The organism is Bariatricus sp. SGI.161 (genome assembly GCF_050313695.1).
Classification (GTDB): Bacteria; Bacillota; Clostridia; order Lachnospirales; family Lachnospiraceae; genus JAFBIX01.
Genome location: NZ_JBNPLX010000007.1, coordinates 117,570 through 139,390 on the forward strand (window position 1 = coordinate 117,570; position 21,821 = coordinate 139,390).

Genomic DNA, 21,821 nt, shown 5'->3' on the forward strand with positions numbered 1-21,821 from the left:
CGCAATGCACGATTTTTCTACAAATGCATCTTGTTTTTCTTACAAATAACTTGTAGTATGATAGCAGAATATTCATCAAAGGAGACCGCATCATGGATTTGAAAAAGCTAACGGTATTTCTCACTGTTGCAGATTACGGCAATTTTACAAAAGCAGGTGAAGACCTTGGATATACCCAATCTGGAATCACTCAGATGATGAAATCCTTAGAACAGGAAGTGGGATTTCCACTCTTCATCAAAAGACATCACGGAGTTACTCTGACAAACGAAGGCAAAGCATTACTCCCTGCAATCCGTAATCTATTGTCTGCCAGTGAATCTTTGAAACAAGAGATTTCTTTTATGAAAGGTGCCAAAAAAGGAACCATAAAGATTGGTTCCTACATTAGTTGTGCCATCCATTGGCTTCCGGAGATTATTAATAACTTTCAGAAAGAATACCCTGAGATTCTTTTTGATATTATTGAAGGAGATGAGCGTGACTTAGCTGACTGGGTCGAGAATCACAAAGTAGATATCGGTTTCACAAGCTATCAGCCGAATCAGAATTATAAATTCATTCCTGTCTTTGATGACCCTATGTATGCTGTCATGCATAAGGAACATCCATTTGCGCAATACGATGAGATTCCCATTGAGTGGTACGAGAATACACCATTTGTAGTATCCGAATATACTTATGTCAATGAAGTTCACCGACTATTGAAAAAATATAAAGTAAAACCAGATATCAAATACACCATGAGCAATGATTTTTCCATTCTATCTATGGTTGAACATAATCTTGGGATCAGTATTTTACCCGGTATGATTCTTAGAGGACGTATGGGAAACTTTGAAGCTCGTCCGCTAAAGCCACGTGCTTACCGGCGACTGGGCATGGCAATCTCATCATCAGATGAGCTGTCCCCTGCCTTGAAAATATTTATCAAATATGCACAAGATTATCTTCTGGATTAACCCACACTGATACAAAAAATGACAACCGCCATTCCCCTGCGGTTGTCATTTTATCTACTTAACTTAAATTAATGTGCATGTCTTTCGCTGTTGAAAATGTTCACAAATCCATATGCAGCTACAATTGCAATTATTGTCCATCCAATCATGTCTACACCTCCCACAAAGCACTTAATGTTTCCTTCTGATTAAAGTATAGAACGTTTCCTGATATTTGTGAAATGAAGCTTTTTCATCCTGACATTACATTTTCTAATGTTTCTTACTATATCAAATATTTTCAAAAAAAATTGTATAAAATTCAAAAATAATCTTGATTTTTATCTGAAAATCTGTTTGTCTATTATATAGAGTATTAATATTACATAAATAGAGTGAGGTATGTAAAATGAAACCTATCAAAGAAGGAAAAGTACGTGAAATTTATGATAACGGTGATAGCTTAATCATGGTCGCTACTGACCGTATCAGTTGTTTTGATGTTATTTTGAACAATGAAGTAACCAAAAAAGGAACTGTTCTGACTCAGATGTCCAAGTTCTGGTTCAATCTGACAGAGGACATTCTTCCAAACCACATGATTTCTACAGATGTCAAAGATATGCCAGAGTTCTTCCAGCAGCCACAGTTTGATGGCAACAGCATGATGTGCAAGAAGCTTCAGATGCTTCCAATCGAATGTATCGTTCGCGGATATATCACCGGAAGCGGATGGGCAAGCTATCAGGAAAATGGTACTGTATGTGGAATCAAACTCCCAGAAGGTTTAAAAGAATCTGACAAACTGCCAGAGCCAATCTATACACCTTCCACCAAAGCCGAAATCGGAGATCACGATGAAAATATTTCTTACGAGCAGAGTATTGAACATCTGGAGAAGTATTTCCCAGGAAAAGGGGAAGAATATGCAACTAAGCTCCGTGACTGTACCATCGCCCTTTACAAAAAATGTGCAGATTACGCATTAAGTCGCGGTATCATTATTGCAGATACCAAGTTTGAGTTTGGTCTGAATGAAAATGGAGATATCGTAATCGGCGATGAGATGCTGACACCAGACAGCTCCCGTTTCTGGCCTGCAGATACTTATGAGCCTGGACACGGACAGCCATCTTTTGACAAACAGTTCGCACGCGATTGGCTGAAAGCAAATCCAGATAACAATTGGACACTTCCTGATGATATCGTAGAAAAGACTATTGATAAATATCTTCAGGCATATGAGATGCTTACAGGGGAGAAGCTTTAATAAAAATAACTGGGGACATAAATCCATGTCCCCAGTACTTTTTTATCTTTCTTTTGCGAAATATTCTTTTACTAATTTCACAACCGTTCCTGATAATAAGAACAATGCAATCAAGTTCGGGATGGACATCAGACCATTACAAGTATCCGCAATTCCCCAGATCAATCCCAAATCTACAGTCGCACCAATAATTGCTACCAAAGCATACACGATAAAGAAAGGTTTTACGACCTTTGTCGAAAATACAAATTCTATACAGCGAGCTCCATAAAGTCCCCATCCAAGAATCGTTGAAAAAGCAAAGCAGCACATTGCGATTGCCGTAAAAATAGATACCCAACTGCCATAACTTGCTGTAAATCCTGAAATTGTGAGTTCTGCTCCAGCTGCCACACCGTAATTAATATCAACACCACTGCAAAGAATTACAAGAGCAGTAAGTGTACAAATAACGATTGTATCTGCAAAAACTTCAAAGATTCCGAACATACCCTGTTTTACTGGCTGATCAGTATCTGCACATGCATGGGCAATAGAGCCTGTACCAATTCCGGCTTCATTGGAGAAAATACCACGTGATACTCCTCTTCTCATACTGATGAAAAGGCTTCCCACTACACCACCTGTAAAAGCAGAAGGATTAAATGCACCGACAAAAATGGATTTGAATACTTCAGGTACAGCACCAATATGAAGGATTACAACTCCGATTGCAAGAATAATATAAAATACTGCCATAAATGGAACCAGTTTTTCCGTTACGCTTCCAATACGCTTTACTCCGCCAAGAAGCACAACTGCTACCAGAATCGCGATCAAAATACCAATGATAAGATTAACCATCCCAACCTGTGCATTATCAATGATCCCATAGTTAAGAAGCGCAGAATCAATGGATGTTGTAATTGTATTTACCTGCGTTGCATTACCAGTTCCCAATACAGTTAAGGAACCTAATGCTGCGTAGACAATCGCCATCCAATACCATTTCTTTCCAAGACCATTCTTTATGTAATACATCGGTCCGCCAACATAGTCGCCCGCAACATTTTTCTCACGGAAATGAACTGCAAGCGTAACTTCCGAAAACTTAGTACACATCCCCAACAAAGCAGATATCCACATCCAGAAAACAGCTCCCGGTCCCCCGATTGCAATCGCTCCAGCTACACCAGCAATATTTCCCGTCCCCACGGTAGCTGCAAGCGCAGTACAAACTGCCTGAAATGGAGTAATACTTCCTTCTTTTGCCCTCTCTTTGCTGAAGATTCGCCCAATTGAATTCTTCAGCGCATATCCAAATTTTCGAAATTGAATAAATTTTGTTCGAAAACTTAGAACGAGTCCAACACCAATAATGCAGACCATAGCCGGAACTCCCCAGACAAAGTCGTTAATTGCCGAATTAATGGCTTCAATGGTTTGTAACATAGATTTTCCTCTCTTTCTTTTTCATACCGTTTTTTTTAACATAACATAAAAAGAAATCATTGTATACAATTGATATTTTTTAATCACACCTGATATTTTTTATGCAATTTCGATATATTTTTCACGTTATAGAATATATTTATATGCATATTTCACATATTCAACACATCTATATCGAAACTGGCATGCTAATTTTTACATTAACTGGATATTTATTTCATGCCATTACTGTTGTAGAGTATGGTACATCATAGAAAAAGGAAGAGAGGTCTTATTTATGAATTCAAATCTAAAAAAAGTCGTGACAACAGCATTGTTTGCTGCTCTTGCCTGTGTTGCCACGATGTCAATACGTATCCCTACCCCAGGAACCAGCGGTTATATTCATCCAGGTGATGCCATTGTGATACTGGCCGGAGTTTTTCTTGGTCCAGGCTGGGGCTTTCTTGCGGGAGGCATTGGTTCTGCAATGGCGGATCTGCTTGGCGGATACTTTGTATATGTCCCAATTACTTTTGTCATCAAGGGATTGATTTCTCTGATTTCCGGTCTTATCTACCAGAAATTAGGTACAACATCTAAAAGTCGCTACACAGCTGTCATCCTTGGCGGCGTAGTGGACATCGTGCTGGTAGCCGGCGGATACTTTTTGTGTGAAGCTGTATTTTTATATGGATTCGCAGCTTCTGCCGCCAGCATCCCTGCAAACATCATTCAAGGTGTTGGCGGACTCATTATCTCTTGTGTTCTGTATCCAGTCCTGAATGCAATTCCTGAAGTTCGACAGGTAGCTTAAGGAAATGAAAAAAAGAGACGGAGATTTTCGAAAAATCTTCGCCTCTTTTTTTACCATGTCTCTTTTTTCTTACCAGGTACGTGAATTCAATTCTTTAAACTGAGCAACCGTAGATACGTGAGAATTCATACCACCATCTACATTGATAATCTGTCCTGTTACATATTCGCTCTCATCAGAAGCAAAATATACACACATATGACCGATGTCTTCTGGGCATCCATAGCGGTTAACCATGATATTGCTTAAGAAGATATCCTTAAGGGCCTGTGGAACGTGTGCTTCATTCTGTGGTGTAACAATAAGTCCCGGGCGAACACAGTTACAACGAATATTTTTCTTTCCTACCTGCAAAGCGGTATACTTTGTCAACATATCAACACCTGCTTTTGCACATGCATAAGCTGTAGAGCCAAGGTCTCCTGAGCAGGAAGCCATAGAACCGATATTGATAATAGAACCGCCTTTTTCATTCTTTTCCATGTAAGGGAGTACACACTGTGTAGCATAGAATGTTCCGCGAAGATCGCTCTGGAAGATTGCATCCCACATCTCCAGTGTCAATTCATCAACACGTCCATCTTTCAATGCAACATTTGCAGCATTATTTACAAGGATATCAATCTTTCCGTATTTTTCATATGTATCCTTAATCAATTCTTCTACACTTTCAATCTGTGTAATATCCATGAAATGATAAGAAGCTTCTCCGCCTGCTTCAACAATGCTGTCAACAACAGCCTGCCCTTTTTCTTTTCTACGTCCGCAGATAACTACCTTTGCTCCTTCTGCTGCAAATAAACTTGCAATTCCAATACCAATTCCACTTGTTGAACCTGTTACAATAGCAACTTTGCCTTTTAATCTGTCCATTTCTAAAACCTCCTAGTCTGTAATGTCACTCTTTATAAAAAATATAAAAAGGCGTAAAAATTCGTTAATGTTACTATAGCTCATTTGGAAAAATAAATCAATATATGCAAATTTACCAAAAGAAATTTTTTTTAATTACAACGCATTATTGACATGTTTTTCACCAAATTCTACAATAAAAGAAGTGTTATTCATATCTTCTATTTCTATACTCCCTTGGCGTCACTCCGAACATCCCGTGAAACGCCCTGGAAAAGTAACTCATGTGTCCAAACCCACAACGACTTGCGATACCTGTAATTGTATAATCTGTAGTCATCAGCATATCCGCCGCAATCTGCAGACGATACTTTTTCACATATTGAATCGGTGTGATTCCAAGCACATTTCGAAAGCAACGCAGACATTCACTCTCACTGACATTAGCACTTGACGCAAGCACTTTGGTCGTAATCTCAGACATATAATTATCATGGATATATTCCAACATCTTTTTGACCCGTTCATCTTCTCTTTCCCGTTTGGCAGAAACAGGCCGAATATCTTTCTTGTACTCCGATGCAACATTACATATCATCTTCGATAACTGCTCTCGAATGACAAATTCATAACCAAATGGTTCATCCAGGCAAGCCTTCCAGAATTGATCCATATATTCTTGCATACACACACGCTTCTCAGACTCATTTGAAAATATTATGCTATGAAGTCTTGAGTTTTCTATGAGTGGACATACATACTTCTGCCAGAATACCCCTTCTACTCCATTGCACAAAAATTCCGGCAAAAACACCACTGAGTGCAAAATGCATTCCTTATCACCTGCATTAGAAGCTGCATGCATCACTCCGCTGTTAATAAATATTATATCTCCACGATTTAGAACGATCTGCTCATTTGGAAGTGATACAAGCAGACTTCCCTTTACCATATAAATAAATTCCAGTTCTCTGTGCCAGTGCCAGATTGCTTCAAAATTCGTAAAATCATTATCATATGCAGCGACAGGAACAAGGGTAGTTCCATGCGTACCTAATTCCGCGCCATTTTCTGTAGTCAAAACTGTTCTGGGTTTGTATATCATCTCATTCCCTCGCCTTTCACTCTCGCTTTTTATTATGACTGTTTTGTGCTATTAATATGGCTATTATATGATATTATTGTTCATTTTTAAATGGTATAATGTCATTATAGATTAAGAATCACAGATATATGTTTAGAAAGAAGGAACACATATGTTTCAACTAAAAAATCCGATTTGGTGGCGCAGATTCCTTGTTATGATATTCGGAGTCTCTATTATGGGTATGGGAGTCGTTCTGTTTAAACTCTCTCTTATGGGAAATGATCCCCACAGTGCAATGGTTATGGCAATTGGAAACTGTATTAACCTTTCGTTTTCTTCTATGCTGATTATTATCAATTCCATCTGGTTTATTCTGGAAATCTTCCTGAATCGGAAGCTGATCGGAATCGGAACCTTTTTCAACTGGTTCTGTGTTGGCATTTTTGCTGATATGTGGGCAAATATTCTGGACAACTTCCTTACCACTCCTGATAATATGATCTCCAGATTCATTCTCATGTTCACAGGAGTCATCATACTGTCCTTTTCCGCTGCCCTTTATCAGACGGCTAATCTCGGAATTGCTCCTTATGACGCCATCTCGCTTATTATGGATGAGCATTTCCCGCTTCCGTATTTCTGGTGCCGGATTATCACCGATTCTGCCTGTGCTGCAGTAACATTTTTATTTGGCGGAATTGTTGGTCTTGGTACACTCTTCTGCGCACTTGGTCTGGGACCTTTTATTAATTTCTTCACAAAGACAGTCGCAAGAAAACTCTGCGGATACGAAAAGACAGTAACAGTCCCTTAATCCGGACTGACCTGCCTTTTTTCATCAATATCATATAATTCCTTTTTATCTTCCACCTCTACGTATATGCAAGCGTGTCTTCGTATTACTTTCCGCCCGCCTTCATCTCCTTGTAACTCCATAAGTTCTGGAATCAGTCGGGCGGAGAACAGTGTAGGATTTCCCGGAATTCCTTTATATATTGCAGATATTGTCTCAACGCCTGGCACTGCCTGATCTGCCAGGCGTTCCAACGTCTTTTCTGTCAGATATGGCTGATCTGCCACGACAAACATAATATAATCCTCTTCTGCAATATTGCCAAGTGCCTGAACTGCCCTTTTCACAGTATAAGACATTCCTTTCCGGCTATCCGGACTGTCTGCTGTATGGATTCCTTTTGTTCTTGCATACTGCAAGATCTCTGAATACTGGGAAATCACCAACAGCGAACAGTCCTGCCGTTTTTTACAAAACTTAAAAACCATATCCAGACCATATTGGTACAACGGTTTCCCATGAAAAATATGCAATAATTTATTTGAACCAAAACGGCGGCTGTTTCCAGCCGCCAAATATATAATATGCTTATTCATCTGCAAGCCCCATCAGAATCTTTTCCGGAGTAATCGGCAACGTTCGGTGCCATACTCCTGTTGCATTGTAAATTGCATGCGCCAGTGCCGGAGCCGGTGTGTTAATAACAATCTCACCAATGGATTTCGCACCAAACGGTCCCGTCGGTTCATAGCTGGATTCGAATTCCACCTGCAGATGTCCCATATCCAGACGTGTCGGTACTTTATACTGCATAAAAGAATTCTCCAGAATCCTTCCTGTCGGAGAATAGGTTACATTTTCATAAAGTGCCATACCAATTCCCTGTACCAGTCCACCTTCTGTCTGAATACGTGCCAGATTCGGATTGATCGGCGTTCCACAGTCTACGACTGCAACATAATCCAGCACATCCACCTTTCCAGTCTCTTTATCCAGTTCTATTTCAACCATTCCGACCATATAAGGTGGTGGCGACACAGGAGAGCTATGGGTTGCTGTAGTCTGGGCAGCTATCTCATTATTTGCCATGGATTTTGTAGCAATATCGAATCTTGATACGAAACCGCTGCCATCCAACTTACGAACACCTTCTCCAGTAAATTCCACTTCACTTTCTTCACATTCCAGCATTCCTGCAGCAATCTTGCACAGATTACCTTTCAGTTCTTCACAGGCCATCTCAACTGCCTTTCCAGTAATATAGGTCGTCGATGATGCATAAGACCCAGAATCATAAGGAGAAGAATCCGTATCTGCGCCATAGACCTCTATGTCATCTACCGAACAATTCAGACATTCTGCCGCCATCTGCGCCAGAATGGTATCACATCCAGTTCCCATATCTGCCGCACCGATAATCAGATTATAGAAGCCTTCATCGCCAAGCTTAACGGTTGCAGATCCTACATCCAGATTCGAGATACAGGAACCTTGCATTGCCAGAGCCATACCTGCAGTCCGTACTTTCCCATTCCCCATATCACGAACCGGATATCGCTCTTCCCAACGGAATAGTTCCTTACATTTATCAATACAGCGATCTAAAGCACAGGCATTAGCCTTCTCACCATAATAAGCCGGCATTACCATACCCTCACGGACAATATTCTTCATACGAAGTTCAATTGGATCCATATGAAGACGTTCTGCCAGTTCATTGACCGCACTTTCCAACGCAAAGATTCCCTGCGTTGCACCGTAGCCACGATAAGCTCCTGCCGCCTGGACATTAGTATAGACAACATCATAGGCAAAGCGATGAGCTTCCAGTCCGCCTGTGTAAAGCGGGATAGATTTATGTCCGGACAGACCGACAGTTGTAGGACCATGCTCACCAAATGCACCGGTATTGGATAACGTATAGACATCCAGTGCCCGGATCTTTCCATCTCTGGAGGCTCCCAGCTTTATATGGACTTCCATCTCATGACGAGGAGAGGCTGCCGTCTGACATTCTTCTCTGGTATAGATCATCTTCGCCGGACGCTTCGTCTTCCAGGTCACAAACGCTGGATACACTTCTGCAACTACCGTCTGCTTTGCGCCGAAGCCTCCGCCAATACGCGGCTTTTCCACACGGATTTTAGACTTCGGGATATCCAATGCATTGGCAATGATACGCCGGCAGTGGAATACAATCTGCGTAGAACTGATGACATGAAGTCTTCCATAACGGTCAATCTCCGTATAAGTACGGAAGGTTTCCATCATTGCCTGCTGGCAGGCCTTCACATGATAGGTATGATCTACGATCTCATCACAGTCTGCCATCACTGCATCCACATCTCCATCCGAGGACACCTCACTGGCACATAAGTTTCTCTGATTATCTGCACCTACCGGACACAGGGAACGCCAGTTATCTTCTGGATGTACCAGAATCGGATTATCCTTTGCCGCCCGAAAATCCAGTACCGGTTCCAGCACCTCATAAGTCACCTTGATCATCTTCAATGCTTTATTGACTGCCTTTTCCGTCTCTCCGGCAACAATAGCAACAGCGTCTCCTACAAACCGGACTCTCTGGTCTAACAACAGACGGTCATAGGGAGACGGTTCTGGATAAGTCTGTCCCGCCATGGTAAACCGCTTCTGCGGAACATCTTTATAAGTGTAAACTGCCACAATTCCTGGCACTTTCAATGCAGTATCTATCTTAATCTCTTCAATTAGAGCGTGTGCATGTGGACTTCTCAATACCTTTACTACCAGCGCATCAGACGGAGTGATATCATCGACATAAGCCGGCTTGCCAAGCAAGAGCTGCATAGCATCTTTTTTACGGACGGGCTGACCTACCGTTTTAAACTTCTGTTCCATACTGCTACACTCCTTTCTTCCAGTCCAGGTATGCGCGAATTCCACGAAGCTGACCTTCATATCCAGAACAACGGCATAGGTTTCCTGCCAGATATGCACGAATCTCATCATCCGTAGGGTCGGGATTCTCACGAAGCAGCGCAATCGTATTCATAACGAATCCCGGATTACAGAATCCACACTGCTCTGCACCCTGATCTGCAATAAAGCCAACGAACTCCTCGGCTTCTTCCTGGAGCCCCTCCAGTGTCTGAATCTTATGGCCGGAAGCCCGCGCTGCAAGCACACTGCAGGATAACACCGGCACATCATCCATCAGAACCGTACACAGTCCGCAATTAGCAGTCTCGCATCCACGCTTCACGGAATAACATCCCTTTGACCTTACAAAATCAATCAGCAGCATATCCGGATCAACTGCTGCCGTTACCTTTTTCCCATTCAGAATCAGTTCAATATCCATTATGATACCTCCTGAAGTGCAAGTGCCGCACGACGTACCAGCACACTGCATATTTTTCTGCGGTAATCAGCTCCGCCTCGTATATTACTTCCAAATCTTGCTCTGGATGCGATATCCTCCGCAAATGCTTCTGCCACTTCCATAGTAATCCCTTGTGCAAGAATCTGCTTTTCATCGTCAAAAAATACTGCTTTCATCGGACGTGCCCCTACCACACAAGTATAACGTCCTTCCAATTCCGACAATGCACAGGTAAGGACCGGAAAATCTGTCTCTGTATTTCTCATGGATAAATAGACCGTTTTTCTTTCCGTCTTTGGCACAATCACGCGCACTAAAATATCACGGGTCTGACGCGGAAAATCTGCAAATTCTTTCACGCTCATGATTCCTGCGTGATACAGCTCTACTTTTGCATCCAACGCCATAAATAATGTCAGAACATCAGAAAATCCAAAACGTCCATAGATGCTTCCACCAAGTGTTGCCACATTACGGAACTGCACTCCTACAATATGCTGAACAGACTCTGCAAGTGCTCCTTGTGTCAGTGCATTCAATCCAGCATGCTTCTCCAGCGCCCGAAGCGACACCATCGCTCCAATCCTGTACTCCTGAGGCGTCTCTTCAATCTGATCTAACCCCAGATCACACAGATCAATTGCTGTACCACGATTGCCACTCTGCATTTTCAGCCATAGCATTCCTCCAAGTACAACATTATTCTTCTTTTGACAAAGCTCATACGCTTCTTCCAGGCTCTGTGCCCGAACATATTGATTAAATGAAAGCATATTTCTACCCTCCGGATGTAATATTACGCTTCCTCTTTTGGAAGCAGAACATTCAGAATAATCGCAACAAATGCGGCCGGAACAATTCCAGAACCGCCAAAAATCAGCTGAACAGCCTTTGGAAGACCAGAAAGGACAGCACTGTTCGCACCAATTCCATATCCAAGTCCAAGTGCCACAGATACAATCGTCATATTACGTGCAGTCAATGGTTCTTTCGTGATCAGCTGAATACCACTCATAACAATAGATGAGAACATAATAACAGCAGCCCCTCCAAGTACACACTGTGGCATGATAGACACAAGTGCAGCAAGCTTCGGCAGCAATCCACAAAGGATCAAGAATATTGCACCACATCCCAATGCAAAACGATTGACGATCTTAGTCATCGTAACAAGTCCTACATTCTGGCTGAATGATGTATTCGGCAATACGCCAAAAAGAGCTGCAAAGCTAGATCCGACACCGTCACACATAACACCGCCTGACAATTCTGAATCCGTTGCTTCCCGACCCATACCACCTTCGATACAGCCCGAGATATCTCCTACTGTCTCAACAGCCGTAACAATGAACATGATTAAAACCGGCACGATCGCGCGCAGATCAAAGACCGGTTTCACCGGCATGATCTGCGGAACTGCAAACCATTTTGCCTGAGCAACCTTGTCCCAGTTCAGGACCCATGCCTTCGTATATTCCACACCATCTGCGTTGACTGCAGTCGTCGGCAAAAAGATTGCCAGCACTGCACAAATAATATATCCTGCAATGATACCGAACAGGATGCAAGAAGAACTGGTAAGTCCTTTTGTTCCATGCTTCAATACCAGAATAATAATCATAACTACCAGTGCAATCAGCAGATTCTCAATAGAACCATAATCATTCGCAGAAGAGCCTCCACCAAACGAACTTACACCTACACCAATCAAAGACAGACCAATCGCGAGTACAACCGTACCTGTCACAACAGATGGGAAGAACCGACGAAGCGGTTTTAAGAACGCACCAAGGACAGTCTCAAAAAGTCCTCCGATCAGACTTGCCCCCATAATTGCACCATAAGCTGCGACACCGCCGCCCATGATCTCTACAACACTCTGGAATACACCGATAAATCCAGAACTGGTTCCCATGATGATCGGCACCTTTCCACCGATCGGTCCAATTGCAAATAACTGTACTAATGTTACAATACCAGCAATCAACATTGCATTCTGAAGCAATGTAACCTGAAGCGCCGCAAAATCTTCTGATCCGCAAGCCGCAGTAATAATAAGAATCGGGGTAAGATTACCCACAAACATTGCCAGAACATGCTGAAGCCCTAACGGAATTGCCTGTTTTAACGGGATTCGCCCCTCAAATTGATATGGACTGCTCATAAGAGTATTTTCATTCGTATTATTTGTTCCCATAATATCCTCTCTCCTTAGAATTTTTACGCAGTCCATTATATCAGAAAACTCTATGAATTTGGGGAAAAATTATATTTATCTATCAAAAAATATTTTTCGATCAAAATCAGAAACGACTACCTCCAGAACGCTTCCCGCGATACACCTTGCCTTATCCGATATTGTAAAGCAATGGCTCAGTTCTTCCTTTCTTGGATCAATGTCTGCAATTTTAAATCCTCTCGGAACCGAATAGCCCTCTCTTAACAGTCCCCGAAGAATTCCCGGAATGGATGCCAACACCGGACATCTGCTTCCATCCGACTGCTCGATCCATGCAATTTCTTCACCCACATTTACAATATCTCCAATCTTACAGATATTATGAAATATTCCTGATTGTGTGGAATGAATTACGCGTTCCGAAGCATAACCGCCAATCATGCCCGGAATTCCAGTATTGGGAATCGCACATCCCTTACGAATCACTCGTCCAAGATCATGTCCTCTCTTCGTCTCGATAACGACATCCACATCTTTTCCTGCTTCGAATCCCGGACCAAGTGCTATAGTAAGTGGTGCCATCTCTCGATGTGTTCCCAGATTTTTCTTTGCCAGAATTGCATCTACTACTACGCGAGAACGCATCTTTTGAATCACCTCTCCCATCGGGTCAACCAGAACCGGAACATTCCCCTCTTCCATGATGTCAAATGCTTCTTTCCAATGATGGATTCGGATTCCTCTCATTCCTTCCACCACGGTCTGTCCATCATATACAGCCTCACAGATGGACACCTGTCTCCGGATTGCAGCCGGATGCGCTGTCTCCAGGACCAGAACTGGAAGTCCCACACTCCACAAGCGGTGAATCGTTCCTGTCGCAAGGTCTCCGCCGCCCCGGACAATGATTAATCTATCCTTCATCTGTCAATTCCTCTCTTCTCCAAAGCTCATCAGAACACAAGAATGAATTCCTTGTTTCTCTAATAGCTTTCGAATCTTTTCAGCCGCCTGCCTTCTGACTTCGTTGTCACACTGATTCAGGACGACATAATAATCCCGGCATCCTACATTCTTCCGGGTTCCTTTATCTGATTCCAGAATGGCCGCCATTCGCTCTGCCGTCAGCAGATCCGTCTTCCTTATCCCCAACAGGCGAGCTGCTTCTTCCTTACGAAAACAAGCTTCTTCTATAGTCTTTCCATATGCAGCCATTCCCATTACACCAACAACAATATCCGAATCCTCTAACAATACCGGCTCATGGTCAGCCGGCACTTTGCAAGGCATCCTCTTTGCTCCGTCCGCCTCAATCAAGATAATATCCGCCAGTTTAGCATACGCTGACAGCTCCTGGGCAGGAAGGCCTGCCAGTTTTCCTTCTTCTGCAGCCTTTCCTACAACCGCATAAGAGCCTTGTCTCCATAAGTTCTGTATTTCTTCAGAACTACATGCCCACAATTTCTCCTTCGGCTTATATATATGTGTCGTTGTCGTAACAAGCGTCCTGGCTCCATTTTTCGTAAATTGCCTGGCAAGCGCATACATAAGCGTTGTCTTTCCACCTGCCCCGACAAGCGATATCACATGCCCCTTTTCTTTTAAAAATGGAAATCTCTCTAACATCTCTACCGTCCTCTGATATCTATATTTACACCTTATAGGACCCGCCACTTGCAGTTTCTTTCAGATAGATAGAAATACAAAGACAGGTGGGCATTCATCCCACCTGTAATATATCATTCTTTCTTATTCCCGAAATGTAATGGTCTGCGCATCCGCATCCATATCGTCAACAATTGCCAGAGACTCTACTCGTAATCCCTGCTCTCTTAACTTCGCACCACCTTGCTGGAATCCTTTTTCAATCACGATTCCGATTCCCACAACATTCGCCTGCGCTTCCTGAATGATCTTCACCAGCCCCATCGCAGCGCATCCATTTGCCATAAAATCATCAATGACCAGAATATTTTCTCCCGGTTGAATGAAACGACTTGCTACAATTACATCGTATGTCCGCTTATGTGTAAAAGATTCAATCTGCGCTGATAACATTGTACCATCAAGATTAATGGACTGTGTCTTCTTCGCAAAAACGACCGGGCAGTCAAAATACTGCGCCACAATTGCAGCGATTCCAATACCTGATGCCTCAATTGTTAAGATTCTGTCCACTTTTACGTCTGCAAAACGACGCTTAAATTCCTTCCCTATCTCATTGAAAAGCTGGATGTCCATCTGATGATTCAGAAAATTATCTACCTTCAGTACATTTCCCGGCTTAATAACCCCATCTTTTCGAATACGTTCTTTTAAAAGTTCCATGTCTGTTCGTTCTTCCTTCTATGTTTATTTAAACAAAATTATAACAGCTTCCAGTTTTGTTGTAAATAATAAAGAAAGGAATTTCCTCTAGCAATCATCAGTCAGAAAGAGCAGGTATTCCTCTGGAAATTGAAGGTAATCCGGCATTCCTTTTTCACTCAGCACATCCCATTTGTCTTTTTGAAGAAACCAGCAGATATTCTCTGCACGCACATCTTGCAGCTGTTCTGTCTCTGGCTTCAGATAAAAGTTCTTTTCAAATGGGAGATCCGCGGTTCCAGCCACTTGAACTCTGATACAGTTTTCTATTCGTTCTCCCCAGATTGGAAGAAACTCATGGGCCCGAAAGCCGATCCACGTTATATCCTCAGGTATCCTGTTCCTTGTTTTCAGCTCTACGCCCCAGTCTAATGCCTTTACTGTATGTTCATCCAACCGCTTCGCTCTGGAAAAATTCTTACATCCGGTCAACCGGGCAGCTGCTTTTCGTCTCGGATGATCGAAGATGTCTCTGGTCTTTCCACTCGTGACAACTCTTCCCTGATCCAGGATCAACAGATCTTCACTGAACCGATAGATCTCGTCCCGATTGTGGGACACCATAACTACAATTCCATGATATCCTTCCAGCATCTCCATCAATTCCTGCTGCAGACGGTCTTTTAAAAACATATCCAATGCAGAAAAGGGTTCATCCAGAAGAATCACATCCGGCTCATATGCCATAATTCTAGCAAGTGCAACCCTCTGTTGCTGTCCACCGGACAATTCTCCCGGAAGCCGTTCTTCCAAGCCTTCTAACTGGAATCTTCGGATCATCTCCTGTACCCGTTCCTGCTTCTCCTGCCTGGTTCCTTTTAATCCGGCTGCAATATTTCTGTTTACCGTCATAGTGGGAAATAACGCATAATTCTGAAACAGATATCCTATATTACGCTTCTGGGGCTTGATATTTACTTTTTGTCTCGAGTCAAACACGACATGATCATTGATGACGATCTCGCCTTCATCTGGACTTTCAATCCCCGCAATGCTTTTCAATGTCATGCTTTTCCCACACCCGGATGCTCCAAGAATACCAATACGGGAAGCCTCACTCTGAAACCGGATATCCAGGCAGAACTCTCCTAATTTCTTTTTTACTTCAACGGTGATTCCCATTTTATGCGTTCTCCTTCTACCATCTCTTGATATTCTTCATCTTCTTCCCTGATATCAGATTCATAAGCACGATGATCACAAGCGCGATCAAGATCACTATTGCAACCCAGATTCCTGCAGTCAGGTAATCTCCATCCTGAATGACCATGGCAATCTTCTGAGAGATTGTTCCGGTCTTCCCTGGAATATTTCCCGCAAGCATGGATGTCGCTCCATATTCTCCCAACGCACGCGCAAATGTCAGAATCGTGCCTGATGCAATCCCTGGGCCCGCAGTCGGGACGACCACCTTCCAGAAGATCTGCGTCTCGGACATACCAAGAGTTCTTCCGGCATAGACCAGATTCACGTCAATCTGTTCAAATGCAGCTCTTGCATTTCGATACATCAGAGGAAATGCAATAACGGTCGCTGCTATAATACACCCAAGCCAAGTCTGTACCACTTTAATATCGAATTGTTCATACAGGAAGATTCCAAGAGGCCGCCGTTTACTGAAAAGCAACAACAGGAAAAATCCCGCAACCGTCGGTGGAAGAACCATTGGAAGAGTCAAAATCCCATCAATCACTGCTTTCTTTCCCGACGTCGTCTTTATCACTTTCCTTGCAGCAAAGATTCCAAGGAAGAATGAAATAATCGTAGCCACCACACCTGTTTTCAGCGATATGATCAGGGGACTCCAGTCCAGATTCTTCAGTATCTCTGTTACTGTTTCCATAAGTTTTACTCTACATTTGTATCAAAATAATATGCATCAAATACAGCTTTTGCTTCGTCAGATAAGATAAACTTTAAGAAATCTTCTGCTGCTTTGGTCTGAGCATCATCTGCTTCTTCATTGACTACCTGAGCAATCGGATAGATTACATTTCCAGTCAGATCATAACTTACTGTTTCCAGAATATCCAAGTCATCTTCATAACCATATGTGTCAGAATAATAGGTTGTTCCTACTTCACAGGATCCTTCTACAACTGCTGCAAGCACTTTGCTTACATTATCCTGTTCACTGATCTCTACACCGCCAAGTGCTTCAGATACCTGCTCTGTTGTAATCGTAGATACATCATCTACAGATTCCAGAATTCCAAGATTGACCAGTGCCTGTCTGGTATATTTTCCTACCGGAACGCTTCCGCCTGCCAGTGCGATGTTCTCTGCATCTCCGATATTCTCAAGTCCTGTCACCTTGGTTCCACTGTCTTTCAATGTAACAACTACCACCTGGTTATTCACAACATTCGCTCTTGTTCCATCTACGACCAGCCCGTCTTCTTCCAACTGATCCATCTGTTTCTGTGCTGCTGAAAAGAAGATATCACATTCATAGCCTTCTTCAATCTGTGTCAACAATGTACCAGAACTGTCCGCATTATAAGTAATCTTTACTTCCGGATGTTCTTCGTTGTACATCTCGGCAAGTTCTGTCATAACGGTATTCAGGCTGGCTGCAATGAATACCTGAATCTCTGTCTCTTCCGCCTCTTCGGCTTCTTCCTGCTGTGTCTCTTCCGCCGTTTCACTGCCTGTTTCTTCCTCTTTCGCTCCACAAGCTATCAGTCCTGCTGCCATAGCAACGACTACTGCGACTGCTGTGAGTCTCTTCATTAATGTTCTCTTTTTCATTTACTTTCCTCCTGATTTCATATTTTTCATTTTTATTTTGAACACATGATTTTCTGATACAGATTCTTACACCTATATCTAACCACCTATAGATGACATTTCTTTTTGTTCCGTAATCAGCTCCTGTGTTTCAAACTTATGTGCTGCCGGTTTATTCTGGATAGCAAGTGCCAGCCGGCGCCGAACCTCTTCTGTATCATTTGCCCGCAATGCATCTCTTACGGATATCCGGTCCTCATAGCAAAGACAAGATTTAATCTCCCCAGTGGAAGTCACACGGATTCGGTTGCAATACTGGCAGAACTTCCCATGCATTGCGCTGATAAACCCTATGCTTCCTTCATATCCCGGCACCTGATAATAGACTGCCGGACCATTCCCGTGAATTTGCATATCCTTCTTCAGCGGACCGTAACAGACTTCCAGTTTGCGAAGAATCTCTTCATTCGGTATCGATTCATAGTTTCTTCCATATCCAATCGGCATCATCTCAATAAACCGGACATCCAGCTTACGCTCTTTTGCAAGCGAAGCAAGATTCATCCATTCATCTTCATTCTGTCCCTTTTGCAGAACGACATTTACTTTCAATGGAATCTGTTCTCTTAATGCAGCCTCGATTCCATCCAACACTTTCTTCAGATCATCTCTCCCGGTGATATCATAAAAATGCTGCGGATTGAGTGTATCCAGACTGACATTCACAGCATCCAGCCCATGATCTTTCAATTCTTCGACATATTCTTCCAGATACACGCCATTGGTCGTAAGTGTAACCTGTTCGACCCCAGGAACACTCTTAAGCATCCCCACAAGGGACGGACATCCCTTTCGGACAAGCGGTTCTCCGCCAGTGACTTTAATCTTGCGGATTCCAAGTTCTGCCGCTTCAATTGCCAGTGCTTTTATCTCTTCATAGGTAAGGATCTGCTCCATCGGAACCCAGGATATCCCGTTCGGCATACAATACCGACACCTCAGATTGCATCTGTCGGTAATCGATATCCGCATATAATCGATGGTTCTTCCCTGTCCATCCAGCATTCCTGCACCTCCTGTCCTATATCAATTCCAACAACACGCTGATCACGCCTCCGCAGACCATGCCTTCTTCTTCGGCATCATTTCCTGTCATATCCACCTGACAGATACGTGCCCTTGGCATGCCTGTCGCAACCATAAGCCGTGCTTTCTGTATGACATTTGCTTCCATACATCCTCCGCCAATCGTTCCGATACATTTTCCATTGCGCAGAATCAACATCTTCGTCCCAATTCCCCGCGGTGCAGAACCCTTTCTCGCAACAATGGTTGCAAGTACTTTGGGGCTATGATCCGGTTCCTGTTCCAGAACTGCTTTTATCATTTCTTTCGTGTATCCTCCGGATCTCTTCTGTCGATTCTTTACTTGTATGATCTCTGCCATAATTGCAACCGCAATCTCCACCGGCGTTTCTGCATTGATGTTCAGGCCGATTGGCGTATAAACGGCATCCAGCACAGCTGAATCGATTCCTTTTTCCTTCAGATTTTCTTTCACCATAGCCGTTCTTTTCCGACTTCCAATCATTCCTATATAAGCATGCTCTTTTTGCGCAATCTTTTCCAGGCATATCTGATCATAGCGGTGTCCTCTGGTCACGATTACAAAGAAAGTATCGGCACTGCCAGAGACCTTCTCAAGCCCTTTTTCAAACGGCTCACAGATGACGGTCGTAGCTCCTGCGCGTCTGGCATCGTCTGCATAAGATGGACGATCTTCCAGCACTGTCACTTCACATCCCATCATGACTCCTAACATAATTACCGGAATAGACACATGTCCCCCACCACAGATCACGATTCTTTTATCCTCTCCCAACAGATCACAGAACACCCGATGGCCTCCCAGTTCGATGACTTCACAATCTTTAAGTTCCTGAATCTCTTTTTGATATTCTGCAAAGAATCCACCTGGCCTGCTCTCCCAGACAATCCTGCCTTCAACAGTTATTGCTTTTTCCGCAAGGAACTCTTCATCGATTACTGTCAGGACCATCCTGCGTAAATCAGAATCCGTCTGCTCTATCGCTTCAAACAATGTCTTCATACAGATTCACCTACATTCCTTTTCCGAAACCGCAATTCGGAAATGTGCAGACCGGACATGACAGACACAAGCCTCCTTGTCCCAGACAGTTCAGATCGTCTGCCGTTAGCTTTTCATCGGTCATAATCCTCGGAAGCACCAGATCAAAGATCGTCCTCCTTGAATACATCACACATCCTGGGAGTCCCATGACTGGAATATCTCCCTGATAATATGCCAAGAGAAACATAGCTCCCGGAAGCACCGGCGCACCATACGTCACAATGTCTGCTCCTGTATTCTTGATTGCAAGCGGTGTCCGGTCATCCGGATCTACGCTCATGCCGCCCGTACATATGACCATATTACATCCCTTCTCGAGCATAACCTCGATCGCTTCCGTAATCATTCTATGATCATCATCACAGATCACATGATCTGTCTCTATAATCCCATACTCAGCAAGCTTCTCCTGGACTACCGGAGTAAATGTATCCTGAATCCGTCCTCGATAGACTTCGCTTCCTGTTGCAATGATTCCAACCTTTTTCTTCGTATAAGAGCGAATCTGGAAGATTGGCTCCTCTCCAGCCACCTCTTTAGCCTTCTTCATCTTGTCCTCATGAATGACCAGCGGAATCACCCTGGTTCCTGCGATCTTATCTCCTGCTTTTACCGGAAAGTTCCCATGGCGGCTGGCGATCATCATCTCTCCCAGTGCATTGACACGATTCAGCTTGTCTATATCTATCTTCAGTACACCATCCATATCTGCAATCAGCTCAATCTTTCCTTCTTTTACTTCGGATGGATGCATTCCATTGCCCTGACAGATCTTCCTTAATATCTCCGCCGCTTCATTCTCATGTAGCATACCTTCTTCTTTTTCCCAGACATAAAGATGTTCTTTTCCTACGGACAGAAGCACCGGAATATCCTCTTCTGTCACTACATGACCTTTGCGAAATACCGCATCCTTGGTCACACCTTTTATAATCTGCGTAATATCATGGCATAATACCTGTCCTACTGCGTCTTCTGTTTTTACCAGTTTCATCTTGATTCCCTTCTTTATGATTTTTATAACAAAAACCATCGGCCTGCACCGATGGTTCTTGTGAATTCTACGTTCATTCAATCTTTGCTGCTCTGACCAACATAAGTATAGCAAAAATGCAGTCGCATTTACGTTGTCCAGACAACTTTTATTCTTAGATTTTCCATATCTATATCTGCAGCAGAATAAAGTGATTTTTCCTTACAATCAATAATCCCTCTTTTTCCATCTTCTTTAATTCATGGGACAGCACGCTTCTATTCAGTCCCAGATAATTCGCCAGCTGTTCCCGATTAAAGTCTATGTCAAATTCATTACTTTTATATCGGATCTTCTGTATCTTCAGGTATTTTTCGATCTTTTCCCTTACGCTTTTCGATGATAATATCTCGATCTTACGATATTTTCGGATATCTTCGTTGGCAAGAAAGTACACGATACGCTGATACAGAAATATCCGATCTGCCTCTTCCAGCATTCCCGGTTCCTCAATGTATCTGACTGGGAACCAATATACAGTCGATGGCAGCGACGCATACATGGTGTACGGACTTGTCTTTTTCAAGCTCACTGCAATCTCCAGACCAACCATATAGGATCTCTTGAGCTTCTGTACCATCTGCTCTGTCCCATCAGAATAATACTGCACTTTACAGATCTCACCGGAAAGAAGGATTCCCACTTCATCCACTCTATTCTTTTCTTCAACAACAATTTCATTTTTCTGGTAATTTTTCGTCTTTCCATTCAAACGAGAGAGGATATTTTTTACCTTTTCCTGATTCATCTCACAGAATAATAGACAATGATATAATTCATTCCTCATTTCCATAGACAATCTCTCCTCACATTCTTGATTTTTATT

At 42.9% G+C, this 21,821-nt stretch carries 22 protein-coding genes; 4 read left to right on the plus strand and 18 right to left on the minus strand.

The genetic code is table 11. The annotated features are described in order from the left end of the window. Positions 1–92: 92 nt before the first annotated feature. On the plus strand, positions 93–962 hold the full coding sequence (locus tag ACQRBH_RS06195) for a LysR family transcriptional regulator (protein WP_427742433.1): 870 nt from the start codon (positions 93–95) through the stop codon (positions 960–962). Positions 963–1,350: 388 nt separating this feature from the next. Then, on the plus strand, positions 1,351–2,211 hold the full coding sequence (locus ACQRBH_RS06200; RefSeq protein WP_347376612.1) for a phosphoribosylaminoimidazolesuccinocarboxamide synthase: 861 nt from the start codon (positions 1,351–1,353) through the stop codon (positions 2,209–2,211). A 42-nt stretch (positions 2,212–2,253) separates the two neighbouring features. Here ACQRBH_RS06200 and ACQRBH_RS06205 read toward each other — a convergent pair whose 3' ends face one another. After that, on the minus strand, positions 2,254–3,642 hold the full coding sequence (locus ACQRBH_RS06205; RefSeq protein WP_427742432.1) for an alanine/glycine:cation symporter family protein: 1,389 nt from the start codon (positions 3,640–3,642) through the stop codon (positions 2,254–2,256). Positions 3,643–3,919: 277 nt separating this feature from the next. Between ACQRBH_RS06205 and ACQRBH_RS06210 the strand changes: the two genes are divergently transcribed. Continuing rightward, complete coding sequence (locus tag ACQRBH_RS06210; RefSeq protein WP_427742431.1) at positions 3,920–4,438, plus strand: ECF transporter S component; 519 nt, start codon at positions 3,920–3,922, stop codon at positions 4,436–4,438. A gap of 69 nt (positions 4,439–4,507) precedes the next feature. On the opposite strand, the gene ACQRBH_RS06215 is transcribed toward ACQRBH_RS06210, so the two are convergent. Further along, the gene (locus ACQRBH_RS06215) at positions 4,508–5,311 is read right to left on the minus strand and encodes an SDR family NAD(P)-dependent oxidoreductase (protein ID WP_427742429.1); all 804 of its coding nucleotides are present in this window, start codon (positions 5,309–5,311) and stop codon (positions 4,508–4,510) included. A 187-nt stretch (positions 5,312–5,498) separates the two neighbouring features. Next, entirely contained in the window at positions 5,499–6,395 is an 897-nt protein-coding gene (locus ACQRBH_RS06220; protein ID WP_427742428.1) for a helix-turn-helix domain-containing protein, read from the minus strand. Between the two features lie 151 nt (positions 6,396–6,546). On the opposite strand from ACQRBH_RS06220, the gene ACQRBH_RS06225 reads away from it, so the two are divergent. Further along, a complete protein-coding gene (locus ACQRBH_RS06225) occupies positions 6,547–7,191 on the plus strand; it encodes a YczE/YyaS/YitT family protein (protein ID WP_427742426.1) in 645 nt (214 codons plus the stop codon). Here the strand turns inward: ACQRBH_RS06225 and ACQRBH_RS06230 are convergent. From ACQRBH_RS06230 to ACQRBH_RS06300, 15 genes are all read right to left on the minus strand, one after another. Further along, a complete protein-coding gene (locus ACQRBH_RS06230) occupies positions 7,188–7,766 on the minus strand; it encodes a nucleotidyltransferase family protein (RefSeq protein ID WP_427742425.1) in 579 nt (192 codons plus the stop codon). The two genes, ACQRBH_RS06225 and ACQRBH_RS06230, sit on opposite strands and share 4 nt — an antisense overlap. After that, positions 7,759–10,050 (minus strand): xanthine dehydrogenase family protein molybdopterin-binding subunit, encoded by a 2,292-nt coding sequence (locus ACQRBH_RS06235; protein WP_427742424.1) that lies wholly within the window; start codon positions 10,048–10,050, stop codon positions 7,759–7,761. Before ACQRBH_RS06235 ends, ACQRBH_RS06230 begins: the two co-directional genes overlap by 8 nt. Before the next feature lie 4 nt (positions 10,051–10,054). Next, positions 10,055–10,513, minus strand: a complete 459-nt coding sequence (locus tag ACQRBH_RS06240) for a (2Fe-2S)-binding protein (RefSeq protein WP_427742421.1) — start codon at positions 10,511–10,513, stop codon at positions 10,055–10,057. Further along, on the minus strand, positions 10,513–11,307 hold the full coding sequence (locus ACQRBH_RS06245; RefSeq protein WP_427742418.1) for an FAD binding domain-containing protein: 795 nt from the start codon (positions 11,305–11,307) through the stop codon (positions 10,513–10,515). The genes ACQRBH_RS06240 and ACQRBH_RS06245 overlap by 1 nt, the downstream gene beginning before the upstream one ends. A gap of 23 nt (positions 11,308–11,330) precedes the next feature. After that, positions 11,331–12,731, minus strand: a complete 1,401-nt coding sequence (locus ACQRBH_RS06250) for a uracil-xanthine permease family protein (protein ID WP_427761204.1) — start codon at positions 12,729–12,731, stop codon at positions 11,331–11,333. Between the two features lie 75 nt (positions 12,732–12,806). After that, positions 12,807–13,637 carry a selenium-dependent molybdenum cofactor biosynthesis protein YqeB gene (gene yqeB / locus ACQRBH_RS06255; RefSeq protein ID WP_427761205.1) on the minus strand — a complete coding sequence of 277 codons (831 nt, stop codon included), beginning with the start codon at positions 13,635–13,637 and terminating at the stop codon, positions 12,807–12,809. A gap of 3 nt (positions 13,638–13,640) precedes the next feature. Next, positions 13,641–14,339 carry a selenium cofactor biosynthesis protein YqeC gene (yqeC, locus tag ACQRBH_RS06260; RefSeq protein ID WP_427742413.1) on the minus strand — a complete coding sequence of 233 codons (699 nt, stop codon included), beginning with the start codon at positions 14,337–14,339 and terminating at the stop codon, positions 13,641–13,643. Between the two features lie 123 nt (positions 14,340–14,462). Then, positions 14,463–15,041, minus strand: coding sequence for a xanthine phosphoribosyltransferase (locus ACQRBH_RS06265; protein ID WP_235232745.1), 579 nt, complete (start codon positions 15,039–15,041; stop codon positions 14,463–14,465). A gap of 87 nt (positions 15,042–15,128) precedes the next feature. Continuing rightward, positions 15,129–16,202: a sulfate/molybdate ABC transporter ATP-binding protein gene (locus ACQRBH_RS06270; protein ID WP_427742411.1), complete on the minus strand. Its 1,074-nt coding sequence runs from the start codon at positions 16,200–16,202 to the stop codon at positions 15,129–15,131. 16 nt (positions 16,203–16,218) lie between these two features. Further along, complete coding sequence (gene modB / locus ACQRBH_RS06275) at positions 16,219–16,923, minus strand: molybdate ABC transporter permease subunit (RefSeq protein WP_427742410.1); 705 nt, start codon at positions 16,921–16,923, stop codon at positions 16,219–16,221. 5 nt (positions 16,924–16,928) lie between these two features. Then, on the minus strand, positions 16,929–17,831 hold the full coding sequence (modA, locus tag ACQRBH_RS06280; protein ID WP_427742409.1) for a molybdate ABC transporter substrate-binding protein: 903 nt from the start codon (positions 17,829–17,831) through the stop codon (positions 16,929–16,931). A gap of 78 nt (positions 17,832–17,909) precedes the next feature. Continuing rightward, complete coding sequence (moaA, locus tag ACQRBH_RS06285; protein WP_427742407.1) at positions 17,910–18,875, minus strand: GTP 3',8-cyclase MoaA; 966 nt, start codon at positions 18,873–18,875, stop codon at positions 17,910–17,912. A gap of 16 nt (positions 18,876–18,891) precedes the next feature. Next, a complete protein-coding gene (locus tag ACQRBH_RS06290; RefSeq protein ID WP_427761206.1) occupies positions 18,892–19,920 on the minus strand; it encodes an XdhC family protein in 1,029 nt (342 codons plus the stop codon). 10 nt (positions 19,921–19,930) lie between these two features. Further along, on the minus strand, positions 19,931–20,956 hold the full coding sequence (locus ACQRBH_RS06295; protein ID WP_427761207.1) for a molybdopterin-binding protein: 1,026 nt from the start codon (positions 20,954–20,956) through the stop codon (positions 19,931–19,933). 169 nt (positions 20,957–21,125) lie between these two features. After that, complete coding sequence (locus ACQRBH_RS06300) at positions 21,126–21,788, minus strand: Crp/Fnr family transcriptional regulator (protein WP_235232752.1); 663 nt, start codon at positions 21,786–21,788, stop codon at positions 21,126–21,128. Between the last annotated feature and the right edge of the window lie 33 nt (positions 21,789–21,821).